This is a genomic window from Flavobacterium sp. NKUCC04_CG (assembly GCF_019345525.1).
Classification (GTDB): Bacteria; Bacteroidota; Bacteroidia; order Flavobacteriales; family Flavobacteriaceae; genus Flavobacterium.
This window is the reverse complement of record NZ_JAHKRA010000010.1, coordinates 96894-115636: the sequence shown is the minus strand read 5'-3', so window position 1 is coordinate 115636 and position 18743 is coordinate 96894. Positions and strand designations below refer to the sequence as shown.

Below are 18743 nucleotides of genomic sequence, written 5' to 3'. Positions count from 1 at the left end.
CAACCAAACGACAAACCATGTTAAAAGCCATCATCAACCGCCCCATCCTAGCAACAGTCATTTCGATGATTTTTATATTACTCGGACTTGTTGGTCTAAAGATGTTGCCCATTACAAGATTTCCCGAAATTGCACCTCCCAGTGTCACCGTTTCCATGTCCTATCCCGGTGCCAATGCCGAAACTATGGCGCAGAGTGTTTTGTTACCTATAGAAGAAGCGATTAACGGTGTAGACAACATGACCTATATTACTTCAAAAGCCAGCAATAGCGGATCGGGTTCGGTTACTATATATTTTGAAGCAGGTACCGATCCGGACCAAGCTGCTGTCAATGTACAAAATCGAGTTTCCAAAGCATCCAGTCAAATTCCAGCAGAGGTCAATGAAGCGGGTATTTCCGTTACCCCTCGCCAAAATGGAAACATCATGACTATCAATTTCTATAGTGATCACCCACAGGGTATCTACGACGAAACATTTCTACAAGCCTACTCGCAAATCAATCTCAATAGAGAACTACTCCGCGTACCTGGAGTAGCCTCGGTTGGACGCATTGGCTCTAGAGATTATTCGATGCGTACTTGGTTAAATCCAGATAAATTAGCGGCTTATAATTTGGTCCCCCAAGATGTAATTAGTGCAATAAAAGACCAGAACTTTGAAATTGCTCCGGGAAAATTTGGAGAAACTTCCGATGAAGTTTTTGAAACTGCTCTAAAACATAAAGGTCGATTTAGTTTACCCGAAGAGTTTGAAAATCTAGTGATTAAAACCAATGACGACGGTTCTATTCTCTTTTTAAAAGATATAGCACGTGTAGAATTTGGAGCTTCTAACGTAGGTAGTGACAATCGCGTAAATGGATTTCCGGGACTTACGATGAACATTACCCAAACCAGTGGGTCTAATGCTCGAGATATTGATATTGGCGTCCGAAAAGTATTAGAAAAAGTTTCACTAACTTTTCCTAAAGGCATTAAATACGATATTAGCTATTCCGTAAAAGACCAGATTGACGAATCGATCAGCCAAGTAAGAAGTACACTTTTCGAAGCTTTTTTCTTGGTATTCCTCATCGTTTTTCTCTTCCTACAAGATATGCGTTCCACTATAATTCCAGTCATCTCCATACCGGTGTCCTTACTGGGAACCTTATTTTTTATCTATTTATTGGGATTTTCTATCAATGTATTAACCATGTTTGCCCTCGTATTGGCCATAGGTATTGTGGTTGATGATGCCATAGTGGTAGTCGAAGCCATACACGAAAAAATGCATCAAACGGGAATGAAAGCAAAAGCAGCTACAGTCTCAACAATGAGTGAGATTACCCGAGCGATCCTCTCGATAACGATGGTGATGGCAGCGGTATTCCTACCTGTAGGTTTTATGGAAGGACCCACGGGTTTATTTTATAAGCAATTCGCTTATACCCTAGCGATTGCTATTCTAATTTCTGCTGTGAATGCCTTAACCTTAAGTCCCGCTTTATGTGCCTTGTTTCTAAAACCTCCAAAGGATTTTGAAAAACTCGAAGTAGTCGATAATCGCAATAAATTTGAACGTATAAAAGGCCGTTTTTTCTTTGCCTTTAATGTGGCTTTTAATCGATTTACAGACAAATACGTCCTTTTGATTAGAAATATCATCAAACACCAAAAAACTTCCTTAGTAGCACTAAGCTTAGTCATCGGTTTGGGTGTATTAATCATGATTAAAACTCCGTCTGCTTTTATTCCCACCGAAGACGATAGTTTTATTACTTATTCCCTTGCCTTGCCTCCTGGGGCTTCTTTGGCCCGAACCAAAGCAGTACTGGCTAAAGCAGACAGTATTTTACAAAAAAGACCAGAAATAGAAGGCATGACTAATATTTCCGGATACAATACCATAGATGGCAGCAGCAGTCCGTCATTTGCTGTGGGTTACATCAACTTAAAACCTTATAAAGAACGAGGTAAAGTAAAAAACATCAATACTATTATTGAAAACATCCATAGTGACTTATCGGTATTAAACGAAGCTACATTTAACGTATTCCCACGACCTACGATGGCTGGTTTTGGAGATTTCAGTGGCGTGGAATTCGTTTTACAAGATCGTTTAGGAGGCGGTTTCGATAAATTTAGTAGTACAGCAGATGATTTGATCAAGCAAATTAATCAACGTCCAGAAATCGCTACTTCTTTTACCTCTTTTAAGTCAAATTTTCCGCAATACGTATTGGACATTGACAATGTAAAAGCCAAAGCACTGGGCGTTAGTGTAAAAGAATTGATGACTACCATTCGATCGTACTACGGACGTGTGCAAGCAGGTGATTTTAGTCGATTTGGTCGGCAGTATCGCGTATATATGCAAGCCGATGTTGATTACAGAAATGATCCTCAATCGTTTAAATCAATCTATGTCAAGAACAACAAAGGAGAAATGCTTCCAGCCAATACCTTGGTTAAACTTCGAAAAGTATTGGGTCCTGAAACAGTAAGCCGTTACAATTTATACAATGCCATTTCTATCAACGTAAACCCAGCAACAGGATATAGTACTGGCGATGCCATCAAGGCCATTGAAGAGGTAGCTGCAAACTTACCTGGTAATTATTCCTACGAATTTACCGGTATGAGTCTAGAGGAAAAATCTTCGGGTTATCAGGCCATTTTTATCTTCGGACTAAGCTTGTTGTTTATCTATTTTTTATTGGCAGCGCAATACGAAAGTTATTTATTACCCCTGGCTATACTACTGTCGGTTCCTACTGGTTTACTTGGTGTGTTTCTGTTGATCAATATAGTCGGCTTACAAAACAACATTTATGTACAGGTCGGTTTAATCATGTTGATTGGCCTTTTGGCAAAAAACGCCATTTTAATAGTCGAATTTGCCTTGCAACAACGCAAAAACGGTCATAGTATACTCGAAGCCGCCTTGCTCGGTGCTAAGATGAGACTGCGCCCTATTTTAATGACCTCATTAGCCTTTGTCGCTGGATTAATTCCTTTGATGTGGACTGTTGGCCCATCGGCTCAAGGCAATCATTCTATCAGTTTTAGCGCTGCTGGCGGTATGCTGTTTGGCGTTGGATTGGGGGTATTATTTATACCGTTATTATTTTTTGTTTTCCAGACTATAGACGAAAAATTAAAGTCCAAATTTATTAATGATTAAAAGAGCATGGGCTTATAACAGCTTTGAAAACCATATTTAATGAGCGCGTAAAACCCAAAACAAAAATATTATCTAGATATGAAAAAACTAACACCGCCTTTTATACCCTATATCGTTGCAGTTATTGGAATCGTACTGAGTAGTGCCTGTGTATCTAAATCCAATTATACTACTCCTAAGTTTGAAATTCCTACTACTTACAGAACTTTGGATTCGATACAAAACTCGACTGATTCCGTTGGTATAGCCGATATCGATTGGAAGTCTTTTTTTGAAGACGAACAACTCATTCAATGGATTGATCAAGGTTTACAGTATAATTTTGACATGCAGAAAGCACTCAAAAACATCGAAATTGCCAACCAAAAGGTCCTGCAAGCTAAGATGGGATGGCTTCCATCAGTATCGCTTGATGCAGCCAATGTTGCCTATCAATACCGTTCTGAAAACTACTACGGTTCTGCCGCTTCCAATTGGTATGCTCACAAGAGTGAAACGGCTCCAGATAATATGTACGTCAATGCTGCACAATACATTTCTGCGTTACAAGTCAGTTGGGAGGTTGATATTTGGGGAAAAATAAAGAGTCAAAAAACCGAGGCATTAGCCCGCTACCTACAGACTTTTGAAGCACAAAAAGCGATACAAACTCAAGTAATTTCTCAAATTGCCGAAGGCTATTATAACTTATTGTTGTTAGATGCGCAATTGGAAGTGGCACAAACCAATTTTGAGCTGAGTAACAACACCTTAAAAATTGTGCAATTACAACGCGACGCAGGACAGATAACCTCTTTAGCCATTCAACAAACCCGTTCACAAATGTTGGTAGCCAAAGCCTTGATACCTTCTCTAAATCAGCAAATTGCCCTGCAAGAAAATGCTTTGATGTTGTTGATGGGACAATTGCCAAAAGGGGTACAAAGAATCGCCAAACTGAGCGACCTTAGATACGACGAAACACTAAGCGCTGGAATTCCGCTTTATATGGTTGGAAAAAGACCCGATGTCCGTTCTGCAGAACTGGAATTAAAGGCGAAAAACGCCGTTGTAGGAGTTTCACAAGCCAATAGATACCCGAGTTTAAAAATCGATTTAAGCGGTGGTTTAAACAGTATGTTAGCTGAAAATTGGTTTCAAATTCCCGGTTCCCTTTTTGGGAGTCTTATCGGTAACTTAAGTCAACCCTTATTTAACAAACGAAAATTAAAAACAGATTTTGAAGTAGCCAAATTAGAGCGAAATAAATCTGAAATCGACTTTCAAATGACCGTTTATACCGCAATTAACGATGTTACCGATGCGTTAATTACCCTGGATTTATTAAACAAACAACTCGAAATTGCCGAAGAGCAAGTAGCCACTTCCAAATTGGGTATCAAACAATCCAATTTATTATTTAACAGTGGCTTTGCCACCTATTTAGAAATCATCAATGCCCAAAGAGTCGCTTTAGATAGCGAACTCAACCTCAACAAACTCAAGCAAAATAAACTATTGGCCCGAGTAAAATTATACAAATCCCTTGGAGGAGGTTGGAAATAGTTTTCTATAACGGCTAAAACAGTATTATACGAACCTTAGAGGTTAAAATAAATAAAAAATCCGCAAATAAACATTTGGTTTATTTGCGGATTTTTAGAATGTGAAGGGGTTTTATAAACTACAAAACCTATAATTCATTTTTAGCTGAAAGTTCAAACCAACGTTCTTCTTTGGCTTCCATTTTCTTTAAAATACTCTTTAATTCATTCGCTTTCATTTCAATAGAGGATTCGTCGGTTACTTTTCCTTCAGAAAACATTTTTTCAATTTCTATTTTTTTCTGCTCTAAATCTTTGATTTCGCGTTCAATTTTCTGAAATTCTTTTTGTTCTTGAAAGCTTAGTCCCACTTTTTTCTGAGCTTCTTTCCAATTTACCTTTTCTTTGGGCTCTTCCTTTACCGGTTCTGCACTGTCTTCATAACTTCTAAAATCAGAATAGTTTCCTGGAAAATCTTCTACTTCACCATTTCCTCTAAAGACAAACAAGTGATCGACAATTTTATCCATAAAATAACGGTCGTGGGAAACTACCAATAGACAACCCGGATAGTCCAATAAAAAACTCTCCAATACGTTTAATGTCACGATATCTAAATCGTTTGTAGGCTCATCGAGTATCAAGAAATTTGGATTCTGAATCAATACCGTACACAAATACAAACGCTTTAATTCTCCCCCGCTTAATTTTTCAACAAAATCATATTGTCTTTTTCTATCAAATAAGAAACGCTCCAACAACTGAGCTGCAGAAATCATACGTCCTTTAGACAACGGAATATACTCTCCGAATTCCTTGATGATGTCTATTACTTTTTGACCTACTTTCGGTTGAATACCACTTTGGGTATAATACCCGATTTTGATGGTCTCCCCAACAATGATTTTTCCTGTATCTGGTAAAATCGTTTGGGTAATCATATTTAAAAAGGTTGACTTTCCAGTACCGTTTTTACCGATAATACCGATGCGTTCTCCCTTGTTAAAGTTGTATGAAAAATTATCTAACACCTTTTTCTCTCCAAAACTCTTGGAGACTTTTATCAACTCAATTACATTGCTACCAATACGTCCCATATCGATTTCCAACTCCACCTTATGTTCCTTTCTTCTACTGCTAGCCTTCTCTTTAATCACATAAAAATCGTCTTGACGTGATTTGGATTTCGTCGTTCTCGCTTTAGGCTGACGACGCATCCAATCCAATTCTTTTACAAATAGATTTTGCGCTTTATCTATACTGGCATTTTCAGCTGCAATACGCTCTTCTTTCTTCTCTAAATAATAAGAGTAGTTTCCTTTGTATTGGTATAATTTTCCGTTTTCTAATTCAATGATTTCATTACACACTCGTTCTAAGAAAAAACGGTCGTGAGTAACCATAAACAACGTAATGTTCTCTTTGGCAAAATAGTTCTCTAACCATTCAATCATTTCTAAATCCAAATGGTTGGTAGGCTCATCCAATATCAAAAGATCGGGTCTGTTGATCAATATAATAGCCAAAGCCAGACGCTTTTTCTGACCTCCTGAAAGTGTTTTAACCTTGAGTTTAAAGTCTTCCAGTTTTAGTTTAAAAAGTATCTGTTTGTATTGCGTTTCAAAATCCCAAGCATTGTGCATGTCCATTTGTTCAAACGCTTTTTGATAAGCATCTGCGTCTTCCGGATTTTCCAAAGCTTTTTCATAATCCGAAATTACCGTAAGGATTTCATTGTCCGATGCAAAGATGCTTTCCTCAATGGTTAAATCATCTTGCAATGAGGGCTCCTGAGACAAAAATGCCATACGAATTCCCTTTCTGATAACTACTTGCCCTGTGTCGGGAGTATCTTCACCAGTAATAATTTTTAAAATGGAGGTTTTTCCAGAACCATTTTTAGCTACAAAAGCAATTTTTTGATCTTTGTTAATTCCAAAAGACAAATCTTCGAACAAGGTTCTTGCTCCATAAGATTTGGATAAGTTTTCTACTGATAAATAATTCACGGGTAATTTCTTTTTTTACAAAAATAGGCTTTTATTTCTCATAAAGAGAATTGTAGCTCGTATTTGGGGATTTCGATTGATTTTACCACACACACCGCTACTGTAGTACATTTATTTAAAAGCAGAAACCAACGATAAAATTGTGCATAAAGACCTATCTAAAGCTGCTTCTTTACTTTTTTTAACTGAAGTGAATTCATAGGATTGATTCCCAATCCCTGAATATTTTTTTGAGAAAAACGAGCGACGCGGTCATAAAACAAAACGATTATAGGAACCTCTCTATATATCCATTGATCCATTTCGCTATAGAGTTGTGCTCTCTTAGCTGGATCAATCTCCGAAAAAGATGCGTCATATATTTGATCGTACTGCTGATTGGAATATCGCGTATAATTGGGTCCATTAGGCGCTTTGTTATTGGAGTAAAACAACGATAAGTAATTTTCTGCATCGGGATAATCAGCAACCCAACTGCCTCTAAAAAACGATACTTTTCCCGTTGCTATTCCCTGTCTTAAAGTAGCAGGCGGAGAAACATCAACTTTAACTTCCACTCCTATTTTTTGCCATTCGCGTTGTAGGTATTCGGCAATATCAATATAGGATGCATTAGTAGAGAGCGTTAAAACGGGTTTTACACCTGTTTCTCGGACAAAATCAGCAACCAAACTTTTGGCTTGATCCGCATCAAAAACAACTTTATTCTTAGTATTATAACCCGCTAATCCCTCTGGAATAATTCCACTGACATGGGCACTTCCCATACCGTTGCGCAAATACAACAACATCTTATTACGATCAAAACCAATATTTAAAGCTTTTCTAATCCTAATATCTCTTAGAGCCTTTTCATTTGAATCCAGATTAAATCCCAAATACTCTGTATTGAGATAGGGCCCTGTAACCATTTGGATCCTATCGGCATATTTACTTCTTAACTGTCCTTCTTCAGTAATAATTTCATCGGTATAAGAAGGATCAAGTCCTGAAATAAAATCCAACTTCCCCTGTATAAATTGTAAGAAAGCACTCTGTTTATCCGGTAAAAAAGTGATGGCCACCGATTCTAAATACGGCAGGGCCTTACCCTGTTGATCCTTTTCGAAATAGCGCGGATTTTTGCGCAATACCAGTTTGATGTTTTCTTCCCAAAATTTAAAATAAAAAGGACCTGTACCTATAGGATGAGATCTAAAATCCTGGGTTTCGTCATCAAGCACTTCACGAGGAACTACCGAAGCATATTTCATGGTTAACAAGCCTAAAAAGGCCGGAAAGCTCTCTTTTAATTCGATTTCAAAAACACTATCGTTTACCGCTTTATAACCGGCTACTTTCTGTAAAATCCACGCACCAGGAGAGGCAGTACTTGCTGCCCGCAATCGATCAAAACTATAAACAAAATCGCTAGCAACAACAGTTCTTAAACTATCTTTTCCAAAATTGATATGCGGGTGGAAATAGACGTTATTTCGCAATTGGAAAGTATATTTTTTTCCCGTGGAATCGACAGTCCAAGATTTAGCGATATCTGCTTGAATTTGCAGGGAATCATCCAACTGCACCAGACCGTTAAAAAGTTGATTACACGGCCATAAAATAGCTTGATTTCTCGCAAAAGCGGGGTCTAAAGTCTGAATATTAGCACTCTCATTATATCTAAAAACTAAATTTTCTTGATTTGAAATGGCGCTTTTCTGACAAGATTGCAGCGTCAAAAGGATACAAATTATTGATATATAATATGTTATTGATTTCATCAAATGGAATTTTGTATGTAAATTTGCAGACCTTTTTATTTTTAAAAGAGTAAATATAATTCAAAGTTACCATTTAACGTGTAGCTTACAACTATGGAAAACAGAAAAAAAGTAGCTTTTTATACTTTGGGTTGCAAACTCAACTTCTCCGAAACATCAACTATTGCTCGAAACTTCACTACAGAAGGTTTCGATCGTGTCGATTTTGAAGAAGCCGCCGATATCTATGTCATCAATACCTGCTCGGTTACAGAAAACGCAGACAAGCAATTTAAACAAATTGTCAAGAAAGCTTTAAAGAAAAACGACAAGGCATTTATTGCAGCGGTGGGTTGTTATGCCCAATTGAAACCCGAAGAACTCGTAGCTGTAGATGGAGTAGATTTGGTATTGGGTGCAACTGAAAAATTTAAAATTACCGATTACCTACACGATTTGACCAAAAACGATTTGGGTGAAGTTCACTCTTGTGAAATCGAAGAAGCGGATTTTTATGTTGGTAGTTACTCTATAGGTGACCGAACGAGAGCCTTTCTAAAAGTACAAGACGGTTGCGATTATAAATGTACCTATTGCACGATTCCGTTGGCTCGTGGAATTTCTCGTAGCGACACCATGGAAAGTGTACTAAAAAACGCCAAAGAAATTTCGGAACAAAACATTAAAGAAATCGTTTTAACTGGAGTCAATATCGGCGATTATGGTAAAGGTGAGTTTGGCAATAAAAAACACGAACACACTTTTTTAGAATTGGTAAAGGCACTGGATCAAGTTGCAGGTATAGAACGCTTGAGAATCTCGTCGATTGAACCCAATCTATTAAAAAACGAAACCATTGATTTTGTTTCAAAGAGCAGAACCTTTGTACCCCATTTTCATATTCCATTACAATCGGGAAGCAATGAAATCCTTAAAAAGATGAAGCGTCGTTATATGCGCGAACTCTATACGGAACGCGTAAATAAAATCCGCGAAGTGATGCCCGATGCTTGTATAGGCGTCGATGTGATTGTTGGTTTCCCCGGTGAAACAGAAGAATTATTCTTAGAAACTTTTAACTTTTTAAACGAGTTAAACATATCTTACCTACACGTATTCACCTATTCAGAGCGCGACAATACGGAAGCCGTTTTAATGGCAAATCCAGTTGCCATGAATGTCCGTCATAAAAGAAGTAAAATGTTACGCGGATTATCGGTTAAAAAACGACGTGCTTTTTATGAAAGCCAACTGGGAAAAACCAAAACCGTTCTCTTTGAAAGTGATAACCGTGAAGGTTATATACAAGGTTTTACTGAAAACTACGTTAAAGTAAAAACACCTTGGAATCCGGAATTAGTCAACACCTTACACCAAATTGAATTGACCAAAATTGACGACGACGGTATGGTGCGAATGAATTTTATAGAACAACCCATCTTTTCTTAATTCGTTTACGAATTGCAAACACCGTTTTATTATATCAAAAAAACGCGTTTCACAATGATGAAGCGCGTTTTTATAATTTTATTGTTGTGTGTTAAAAAAATAATTAAATCCTAATTCCCGGAGGTAATAGCTCTTTGTAAGCAGGATTACTTCTAAAAAAGGATACAATCTTCGGATGTGTAGGTACTACGCGCCACTTGTTTTTCTCAGCAAGAGACAAAACTCCTTTGATTAAAAAAGCACTTTGTTCTTGAACGTCATTTTCCCAACCCTTTAATTTGGTAAGAAAAATCTTTCTCTCCTGAAGTGAATACTCTACGCTCAGCATCCCGTTTTCAGTTTGCAGCTCAAATTGGCGTAAGAGCTCATTGTTCTTGATTTCCATTATAAATAGTTTTTGTGTTTTCAATAATCTCATCACGGATTCATTAGGTTTTGAACTAGAAAAAACGAATTAATAGTAACAATACTTCATAATATATTCAAAACAAAACCCTTGACATTTAAGACAAATTTAATCTTTCAGAAGTGTGAATAGCTAAATTAATAGCCTATATTTAGAACAAATTTCGCTATTTTTTTTGACAATCCTCCCCTTTTAAAAGTTAATTTATTTAGAATGAACAAAATACCTGTTTATTTCATGCCGGGAATGGCTGCCAGCTCTAGAATATTTGAAAAAATTCAGCTACCCGAAGAGCGTTTTGAGATTTTCTATTTAGAATGGCTTAATCCCATTGCTCAGGAAACATTAACGGAATACACGGCGCGTATTGCCGCCAACATTCATCATGAAAACCCCGTAATGATTGGAGTATCCTTTGGCGGAATTATCGTACAAGAACTGATGAAAATACGCCCTAGTTTAAAAACCATTATTATTTCTAGCGTTCGTTCCAATAAGGAATTTCCATTAAAAATAAAATTGGCTAGGTCAACAAAAATTTATAAATTGTTTCCGACTAATTGGTTGTCCGAAATTGAAGGAACTCTGGCCAAATTTGGCAGTGCAAAACAAAAGAAAAAGCTCAACTTATATCAGGAATACCTATCGATACGCGATCCCAAATATTTGGATTGGGCCTTTGAAAACATCATAAAATGGAATCGTAACGAAGCCGACCAAGAAGTTATCCACATCCACGGTGATCAAGATGAAGTATTCCCCATACAACGCATCCATCGCGCCATAGTAGTCAAAGGAGGTACGCATGCTATGATTATTTACAAACACCATTGGTTTAATAAAAACTTAAGCCATATTATACTCAACGATACAGATGAACAAATCGATTAAAAATGCTCTGGTTCTAGGAGCTATAGCCCTAGCATGCAGCTCGTTTATTTATGGAACTGCCACCGGAACCAACACCAACAGCGTAGATGTCGCAAATCACGTCTATTTACCCAATACCATCAACTTTGCTGGGGAGAAAGCCCCTTTAAACATAGTCGATGTAAAAGAGCGCTTAGACCGAGAAATGATTGTAAACATCAACTTACACTCCTCCACTACACTCGCTATCAAAAGAGCCAAAAGGTATTTCCCAATTATTGAACCCATATTAAAAAAGAATGGCATACCCGAAGATTTCAAATACCTAGCGGTTATTGAAAGCGGTTTGGCCAATGTAGTTTCATCTGCAGGCGCTAGGGGTTTCTGGCAATTTATGCCAGCTACCGCAAAAGAATTCAATATGGAAGTTACGGACTATGTTGACGAACGTTACGATGTAGCCAAAGCCACAGAAGCCGCTTGTGAATACTTCAAAAGAGCTAAAAACCGATTTGGCACTTGGACATTAGCAGCTGCTTCTTACAACCGCGGCATGGCCGGTGTCAGCAACCAACTAACCGCTCAACAGGTTTCAGACTATTATGACTTGCTATTGACTGAAGAAACTTCCAGGTATGTATTTAGAATTTTGGCTTTAAAGGAAATTATGCAAAATGCTGAGAAATATGGATACGCACTTCCAGAATCAACCCTATATCAACCTATAAAAACCCGTAATATTACCGTTAATACCGATATTTTAGACTTGGCTGCTTTTGCTAAAGAACAAGGTATTAATTATAAAATATTAAAACTACACAACCCATGGATGCGCGACACCAAACTTATAGTAACTCCTCAAAAAGACTATATTGTAGCCATTCCAACTGAAGGATACAACTAATAAATAGTACCTATAAAAAAAGGGATTCACATTTGTGAATCCCTTTTTTTATAATATAGTCCTAAGTTCTATTAAATCTTTTTCAATTGATCCTTCATCATCTTGATTTGATCTTTTAACATATTTTGCTTATCCAATTTCTTAGCTTCACCCAATAGTTTTGTAGCCTCAAGCTTTCGTCTTCTCGTCATCGCTATACCAGCCAACTGCAATTTGGTCATCGCCACATCTTGATCCATATTTAACCCCAACTCTAAAGCTCTCTTTAAATACTTTTCTGCAGCGTTTAAATTGGTCTGAGAAATCATGATTCCTTGTAAGTAATTATAATACCCATTTTGCTTTCTAATCAGAGCCGTATTTGGGTTCTTAATATAACTTAACCACTTTTGAGCTCCTTCAAAATCTTGTTTTCTCAACTTTAAAAAAGCCAATAAAATGAACTCATTTTTAAAGTACAACAAGATAAAAATTAAAGCGATAAGTATTAAGAAAATACCGTTTCCAATATTGCTCTCTGTAAATTGCCAAACAGCTACTGCAAAGATCAATCCTGCAATAATTAACTTGATATTTCTATGAAACATATTTATAAATTATTTTTAAGAATACAAAGGTAATAAAAATCTATGGACGGAGGAAATACAAAAAACAGAATCCCAAAATATATCCCTAGGGTTTTACCCCTATAGTTCTGACCCGACTACTATCCTTAATTTTTAAGAGTTTCATTCTTTTTTGCATGATTGCCAATGTCTTGATAAATTTTTGCCGTTTGCAACATTTTATACGACCGAAATTTTTTATCCATATACAAGGCATGTGCACTCGTTGGCGCTGCAATTTTTAAATAATTTCGCCCAGCGTCTTTCCATTCATAATAATACATTTTGTTATTGCTGTATGAAATAGCACCAATGGAATCAGCCATATAATCGTATTCGTTAATAGCAAAACGGTAGCCTTTTTTAGCCGCAAACAAATTATCACCAGAATATACATAAGGCTGATTGGACAAACTCAAATTAAATATCGTTGGAAAGATGTCTTTATGAGCAGCAAATACATTTTTATCATAGACTGCAGGCTTGTATACTTCAGGTATATACATTAAAATCGGCACACTTCGCTTTAAAAAAGAAGTCTCTTCGTTATATTCAAAAACCTGTCTAATGTTGTGATCTCCCGTAGCTACAATAATCGTGTTTTTTCCCAATGGTGAATTGCGCACATCCCGAATCAATTTAGCTAACTGCGAAGCTGCATATTGATGGGCAGCAAAATTATCGTACGCCATACCCTCATCCACTCGAATGCTTTTTCTCAAAGAATCATTCATCTTAATCGGATATTTTTTATAGTGTTCTGGAATTTCGTAAGGGGTGTGATTACTGATTGTCATTGCAAAAATAAATTGCGGCTGTTTGGTATTTTCCTTTAATTTATCTTCGATATAATCAAACAGATACTCATCGTGAGCCCCCCAAGCAAACTCCTCTGCTTCGGGATATTTTTTTAAAATATGTGCTTTACCCTGTACGCTATCAAAATATTGATGCAATAAGAAATTATCTACGTTTCTCCACGATGTATTGGCTCCGGAAAGAAAAGATGTTTGATAGCCTTTATCTTTAAAAGGTTTTGCTACCGACGAAGAATAATTTACATCAAAGTACTCCGATTGTGAAATGATATTTTTGGGGGTGTTTATCGCCAAATTTTCCAAGGAATAAATCGTCCCATTAAACGACGATAAAGCCCGATTAAACTGATACAGATAAGGCAACTCGGCCTCCAAATCACCAAGCAAGTTAAGCTCTTTGGAATGCAATTGAAAATAATGAAAACTCATACTTTCCATCATGATAAAAACCACATTGGGCGGATTTTCCTCCAAAAACGCATTGGTTGAAGTTCGGGCTATAAAATCATTGTCAAAACTATCCACTGCCTGAGGACGATAATCGCTATACGCTTCTTCTAAGTTAACATAGTTATTGACCGCTAATTCTGCATTGATATCTGCTGCAAAACTATTGGTACTCAATTCCGATTTAGCAAATTTTAAAGCAAAAACCCCATTATAACTCAAGGCGTTAATAAAAGCTACAGGTGATACATTGGTATGATCTCGTCTTAAGGTAAAAAGACCTACACTTCCACGTATTCCAACAAAAAACAACGGTATTACCAACAAATACAACCAATTGGTTTTAGCGGTATTTACAAACGAAAAATGCGCGATACTGCTTTTGTAAATACGTTTAGCACAAAAAAAGTAAACAACGATAACGACCAGATAAATCAAGACGATACCCAAAATTGGATAATCTTTCCAAACCGAATTCAAAACCGCCTGCGTATCATCTTTAAAAATTCCAAAGAAAAGTACATTAATATGCGACTGGAAAAATTGATAAAAGAAATAATCTATCAGTAATATGCTCGTAAATATAACGAGGGGAACTAGCAAATACCATTTAGAAAAAACACCTACAAAACGCAAGTATGCCTCACTCTTAGAAGTAGGCACAAACAAACCGCCAATGGCCATTAGTAAAACAGGCACAAATCCATAACATATAACAGATACATCAAAGCGTTCGCCTATCCAAAAAGCCATTAACACATCGGAATAATTCGCCCACAATTCCCCATAGTTACCATAAGACAACATAAAAAGAATTCTGCTTATTAAAAAAAGTGCCACAAAAAAAACAAAATTTTTCGACAGCAATTGTATTAAACCCTTAAACAGATTTATATTCATAATTTGTTAATTTTTATTTTTTCGATTAAAAAGCACCGCTTTCTTGATATCGCACACTTCAACCCAACCGGTTTAAAACGCAATCTTAACTATAAAATTATTGTGCGTTTTATACAAAAAAACACCGCAGCACTCAGATATCAAGGCGCGGCCCTGATTTTATTTGATGCAAAAATAACAATTACCCCAACACCGTTGTATAATCGGTAATTGTTTTTTATTTTTAATCCAAAAGCATAGCGATATAGCACGTGTTTTTTGACGGAAAAACAGCAAAGAAACACGAGTAGCTGCAGCAAAGCCACTGCAAAAGGAAACTTGAGCCGCTTTGCCAACAAACCATTTACGTTATTTTCTCTTGGAGTTAATACCTCTAAAAAATCAGTGAACGAAGCTATTCTATTAACAATGAAGTGCTTTAAATCCCAAACCGACAGTTGCCAACTTCGATAAATCACGAATAACTAAAATTAAATTAAATATTTATGCAAAAGGATTTGTAAGAGAGAAAAGACTTTGTATATTTGCACTCGGTTTTGAGGTGACTGACTTTCAAAGCTAAAAATTTGTAAAATTCTAAGATTTAAAAATAAAAGCAATGAGTAAGAGAACGTTTCAACCATCGAAAAGAAAAAGAAGAAACAAACATGGTTTCATGGACAGAATGGCTAGTGCTAACGGAAGAAAAGTGTTAGCTCGTAGAAGAGCCAAAGGAAGACACAAATTGACTGTTTCTTGTGAACCAAGACATAAAAAATAATGTTTTTCTAAAACATACCTAAAGGTGTTACTATTTATTCGTAACGCCTTTTTTTATACATTTTTTTGCCCTACATTGTTCTTATACTGGTTTAAAGGGTACTTTTACAACAACCAACGCAACACACATCATTGAAATGCCAAAAGATACAACTATCAAAACCGTCTTAATAATTGGTTCAGGACCAATTGTTATTGGTCAAGCTTGTGAGTTTGACTATTCTGGATCTCAATCAGCTCGCTCGTTAAGAGAAGAGGGAATCAAAGTTATTTTGATTAATTCGAATCCAGCTACGATTATGACCGACCCCTCCATGGCGGACCATATTTATCTAAAACCTCTAACTACAAAATCGTTAATCGAGATTCTAAAAGAGCATCCGGAAATTGACGCAGTACTTCCAACTATGGGGGGACAAACTGCTTTAAACCTTTGTTTAGAAGCCGATGAAAAAGGGATTTGGAAAGATTTTGGCGTGCGTTTAATCGGTGTTGACATCAATGCTATTAACATCACTGAAGACAGAGAACAATTCAAGCAATTACTTCAAAGAATCGATGTACCTACTGCCCCTGCACAAACGGCTACTTCATTCTTAGAAGGAAAAGAAATCGCTCAAAAATTCGGATTTCCACTCGTTATACGCCCGTCGTTTACCTTAGGAGGTACTGGAGCTGCTTTTGTACACAAAGCAGAAGATTTTGACGACTTATTGACACGCGGACTAGAGGCTTCACCTATACACGAAGTACTTATAGACAAGGCACTATTAGGTTGGAAAGAATATGAATTGGAACTGTTACGCGATAAAAATGATAACGTCGTTATTATTTGTACTATTGAAAACATGGACCCTATGGGAATCCACACGGGAGATAGTATTACCGTAGCACCAGCCATGACACTATCAGACAGAACTTTTCAAAGAATGCGCGACCTATCTATCAAGATGATGCGTAGTATTGGGAATTTTGCCGGAGGATGTAATGTACAGTTTGCCGTATCGCCAGACGAAAAAGAAGATATCGTTGCTATAGAAATCAACCCTCGTGTTTCTCGTTCATCGGCCTTAGCTTCTAAAGCTACGGGTTATCCAATTGCGAAAATCGCCACCAAATTAGCCTTGGGATATTCCTTAGACGAATTGCAAAATCAAATTACCAAATCCACTTCAGCTTTATTTGAGCCGACCTTGGATTATGTAATTGTAAAAATACCGCGTTGGAATTTCGACAAATTCGAAGGAGCCGACCGTACTTTAGGACTTCAGATGAAATCTGTAGGAGAAGTTATGGGAATCGGACGTTCGTTTCAAGAAGCGCTACACAAGGCAACACAATCATTAGAAATTAAAAGAAATGGATTGGGTGCAGACGGTAAAGGTTATACCAACTACGACCAAATCATCGACAAATTAACTCATGCTAGCTGGGATCGAGTATTCGTTATTTACGACGCCATCCAACACGGCATACCGTTGAGCAGAATTCACGAAATCACGAAAATTGATATGTGGTTCTTAAAACAATATGAAGAACTCTACTTACTCGAGAAAGAAGTCTCTAAATACACTATAGAAACCCTTCCGAAAGAATTGCTCTTAGAAGCCAAACAAAAAGGTTTTGCCGACCGTCAGATTGCGCATATGCTAAATACTTTGGAGAGCAAAGTACACAGCTTACGCGACGAGATGAAAGTAAACCGTATCTTTAAATTAGTAGATACTTGTGCCGCAGAATTTCCTGCAAAAACACCTTACTACTACTCTACTTTTGAAGCGGAAATCGAAAAACCAGACGGTACCCGATATGTAGCTAACGAAAGTATTGTTTCAGACAAAAAGAAAATCATCGTTTTGGGCTCTGGTCCAAACCGAATTGGTCAGGGAATCGAATTTGATTACTCTTGTGTACACGGTGTATTGGCCGCAGAGGAATGCGGATACGAAACCATCATGATCAACTGTAATCCAGAAACGGTTTCAACCGACTTTGACACTTCAAATAAATTGTATTTCGAACCGGTTTTCTGGGAACATATATACGACATCATTCGTCACGAAAAACCTGAAGGTGTTATCGTACAACTCGGAGGTCAAACCGCTTTGAAATTAGCAGAAAAACTAGAACGCAACGGTATTAAAATTATCGGTACTAGTTATGATGCCTTGGATTTAGCGGAAGATCGCGGAAGATTCTCTGCTTTACTTGAAGAATTGGAGATTCCTTTTCCTCAATTTGGTATCGCTCAAACAGCTGATCAAGCTTTAGAATTGGCAGACAGCTTAGACTTTCCTTTATTAGTACGTCCATCCTATGTATTGGGAGGCCAAGGAATGAAGATTGTTATCAACAAAAAAGAATTGGAAGAGCACGTCATCGACTTGCTGAACTCGATTCCCGGCAATAAACTCCTTTTAGACCATTATTTGGATGGAGCTATAGAAGCAGAAGCCGATGCTATTTGCGACGGTGAAAACGTCTATATCATAGGGATTATGGAACACATAGAACCTTGCGGTGTTCACTCCGGTGACAGCCATGCTATGTTGCCTCCATTTAATTTAGGGGAATTTGTTTTACAACAAATCAAAGACCACACACATAAAATCGCTATTGCCTTAAAAACAGTAGGTTTAATCAATATTCAGTTCGCTATCAAAGACGATATCGTATATATTATTGAAGCCAACCCTAGAGCCTCTAGAACCGTTCCTTTTATCGCAAAAGCTTACGGAGAGCCGTATGTAAACTACGCAACTAAAGTTATGCTGGGAGCCAAAAAGGTTACCGATTTCAACTTTAATCCGCAATTAAAAGGATACGCCATCAAAAGCCCGGTATTCTCTTTTGACAAGTTTAGAAATGTCAATAAAGCACTAGGTCCTGAAATGAAATCAACAGGCGAAAGCATTTTGTTTATAGACGACTTAAAAGACGATCAATTTTACGAGATCTACTCCAGACGTAAAATGTATTTAAGTAGATAAACTAACGTTATAATTTCTAAAAAAGGTTGCCCCGAAACGGGCAACCTTTTTTAGTTAATGCAATAATTCACCCTATTGATTTCCCATAAAAAAACCAGCAATACAAGGCCATTACAAAATGAATACAAAACAGCGACTACCCCACTACAGG

At 37.1% G+C, this 18743-nt stretch carries 12 protein-coding genes; 7 read left to right on the top strand and 5 right to left on the bottom strand.

Features of this window, described 5'->3' with window-relative positions; translation table 11 throughout:
* The first annotated feature begins 17 nt into the window (after nucleotides 1–17).
* Both KO524_RS09750 and KO524_RS09745 read left to right on the top strand, forming a co-directional pair.
* A complete protein-coding gene (locus tag KO524_RS09750) occupies nucleotides 18–3170 on the top strand; it encodes an efflux RND transporter permease subunit (protein WP_219293442.1) in 3153 nt (1050 codons plus the stop codon).
* Nucleotides 3171–3248: 78 nt separating this feature from the next.
* The gene (locus KO524_RS09745) at nucleotides 3249–4715 is read left to right on the top strand and encodes an efflux transporter outer membrane subunit (RefSeq protein WP_219293440.1); all 1467 of its coding nucleotides are present in this window, start codon (nucleotides 3249–3251) and stop codon (nucleotides 4713–4715) included.
* Nucleotides 4716–4842: 127 nt separating this feature from the next.
* Here the strand turns inward: KO524_RS09745 and KO524_RS09740 are convergent, their stop codons facing one another.
* The gene (locus KO524_RS09740) at nucleotides 4843–6702 is read right to left on the bottom strand and encodes an ABC-F family ATP-binding cassette domain-containing protein (protein ID WP_219293438.1); all 1860 of its coding nucleotides are present in this window, start codon (nucleotides 6700–6702) and stop codon (nucleotides 4843–4845) included.
* A gap of 158 nt (nucleotides 6703–6860) precedes the next feature.
* Complete coding sequence (locus KO524_RS09735; protein WP_219293436.1) at nucleotides 6861–8465, bottom strand: ABC transporter substrate-binding protein; 1605 nt, start codon at nucleotides 8463–8465, stop codon at nucleotides 6861–6863.
* Between the two features lie 93 nt (nucleotides 8466–8558).
* Between KO524_RS09735 and mtaB the strand changes: the two genes are divergently transcribed.
* Nucleotides 8559–9893, top strand: a complete 1335-nt coding sequence (mtaB, locus tag KO524_RS09730; protein ID WP_219293434.1) for a tRNA (N(6)-L-threonylcarbamoyladenosine(37)-C(2))-methylthiotransferase MtaB — start codon at nucleotides 8559–8561, stop codon at nucleotides 9891–9893.
* Nucleotides 9894–9996: 103 nt separating this feature from the next.
* On the opposite strand, the gene KO524_RS09725 is transcribed toward mtaB, so the two are convergent.
* On the bottom strand, nucleotides 9997–10278 hold the full coding sequence (locus KO524_RS09725; RefSeq protein WP_219293432.1) for a GNAT family N-acetyltransferase: 282 nt from the start codon (nucleotides 10276–10278) through the stop codon (nucleotides 9997–9999).
* Between the two features lie 234 nt (nucleotides 10279–10512).
* On the opposite strand from KO524_RS09725, the gene KO524_RS09720 reads away from it, so the two are divergent.
* Nucleotides 10513–11190, top strand: coding sequence for an alpha/beta hydrolase (locus KO524_RS09720; protein ID WP_219293430.1), 678 nt, complete (start codon nucleotides 10513–10515; stop codon nucleotides 11188–11190).
* Nucleotides 11174–12073 carry a lytic transglycosylase domain-containing protein gene (locus KO524_RS09715; RefSeq protein ID WP_219293428.1) on the top strand — a complete coding sequence of 300 codons (900 nt, stop codon included), beginning with the start codon at nucleotides 11174–11176 and terminating at the stop codon, nucleotides 12071–12073. Before KO524_RS09720 ends, KO524_RS09715 begins: the two co-directional genes overlap by 17 nt.
* 71 nt (nucleotides 12074–12144) lie before the next feature.
* Here the strand turns inward: KO524_RS09715 and KO524_RS09710 are convergent, their stop codons facing one another.
* Together KO524_RS09710 and KO524_RS09705 are read right to left on the bottom strand one after the other, a co-directional pair.
* The gene (locus tag KO524_RS09710; RefSeq protein ID WP_219293426.1) at nucleotides 12145–12660 is read right to left on the bottom strand and encodes a DUF2892 domain-containing protein; all 516 of its coding nucleotides are present in this window, start codon (nucleotides 12658–12660) and stop codon (nucleotides 12145–12147) included.
* 125 nt (nucleotides 12661–12785) lie between these two features.
* Nucleotides 12786–14843: an LTA synthase family protein gene (locus tag KO524_RS09705; RefSeq protein ID WP_219293424.1), complete on the bottom strand. Its 2058-nt coding sequence runs from the start codon at nucleotides 14841–14843 to the stop codon at nucleotides 12786–12788.
* Nucleotides 14844–15441: 598 nt separating this feature from the next.
* Here KO524_RS09705 and rpmH point away from each other — a divergent pair.
* Complete coding sequence (gene rpmH / locus KO524_RS09700; protein ID WP_007136275.1) at nucleotides 15442–15603, top strand: 50S ribosomal protein L34; 162 nt, start codon at nucleotides 15442–15444, stop codon at nucleotides 15601–15603.
* Nucleotides 15604–15739: 136 nt separating this feature from the next.
* Nucleotides 15740–18592, top strand: coding sequence for a carbamoyl-phosphate synthase large subunit (gene carB, locus KO524_RS09695; protein ID WP_219293422.1), 2853 nt, complete (start codon nucleotides 15740–15742; stop codon nucleotides 18590–18592).
* Nucleotides 18593–18743: the final 151 nt, after the last annotated feature.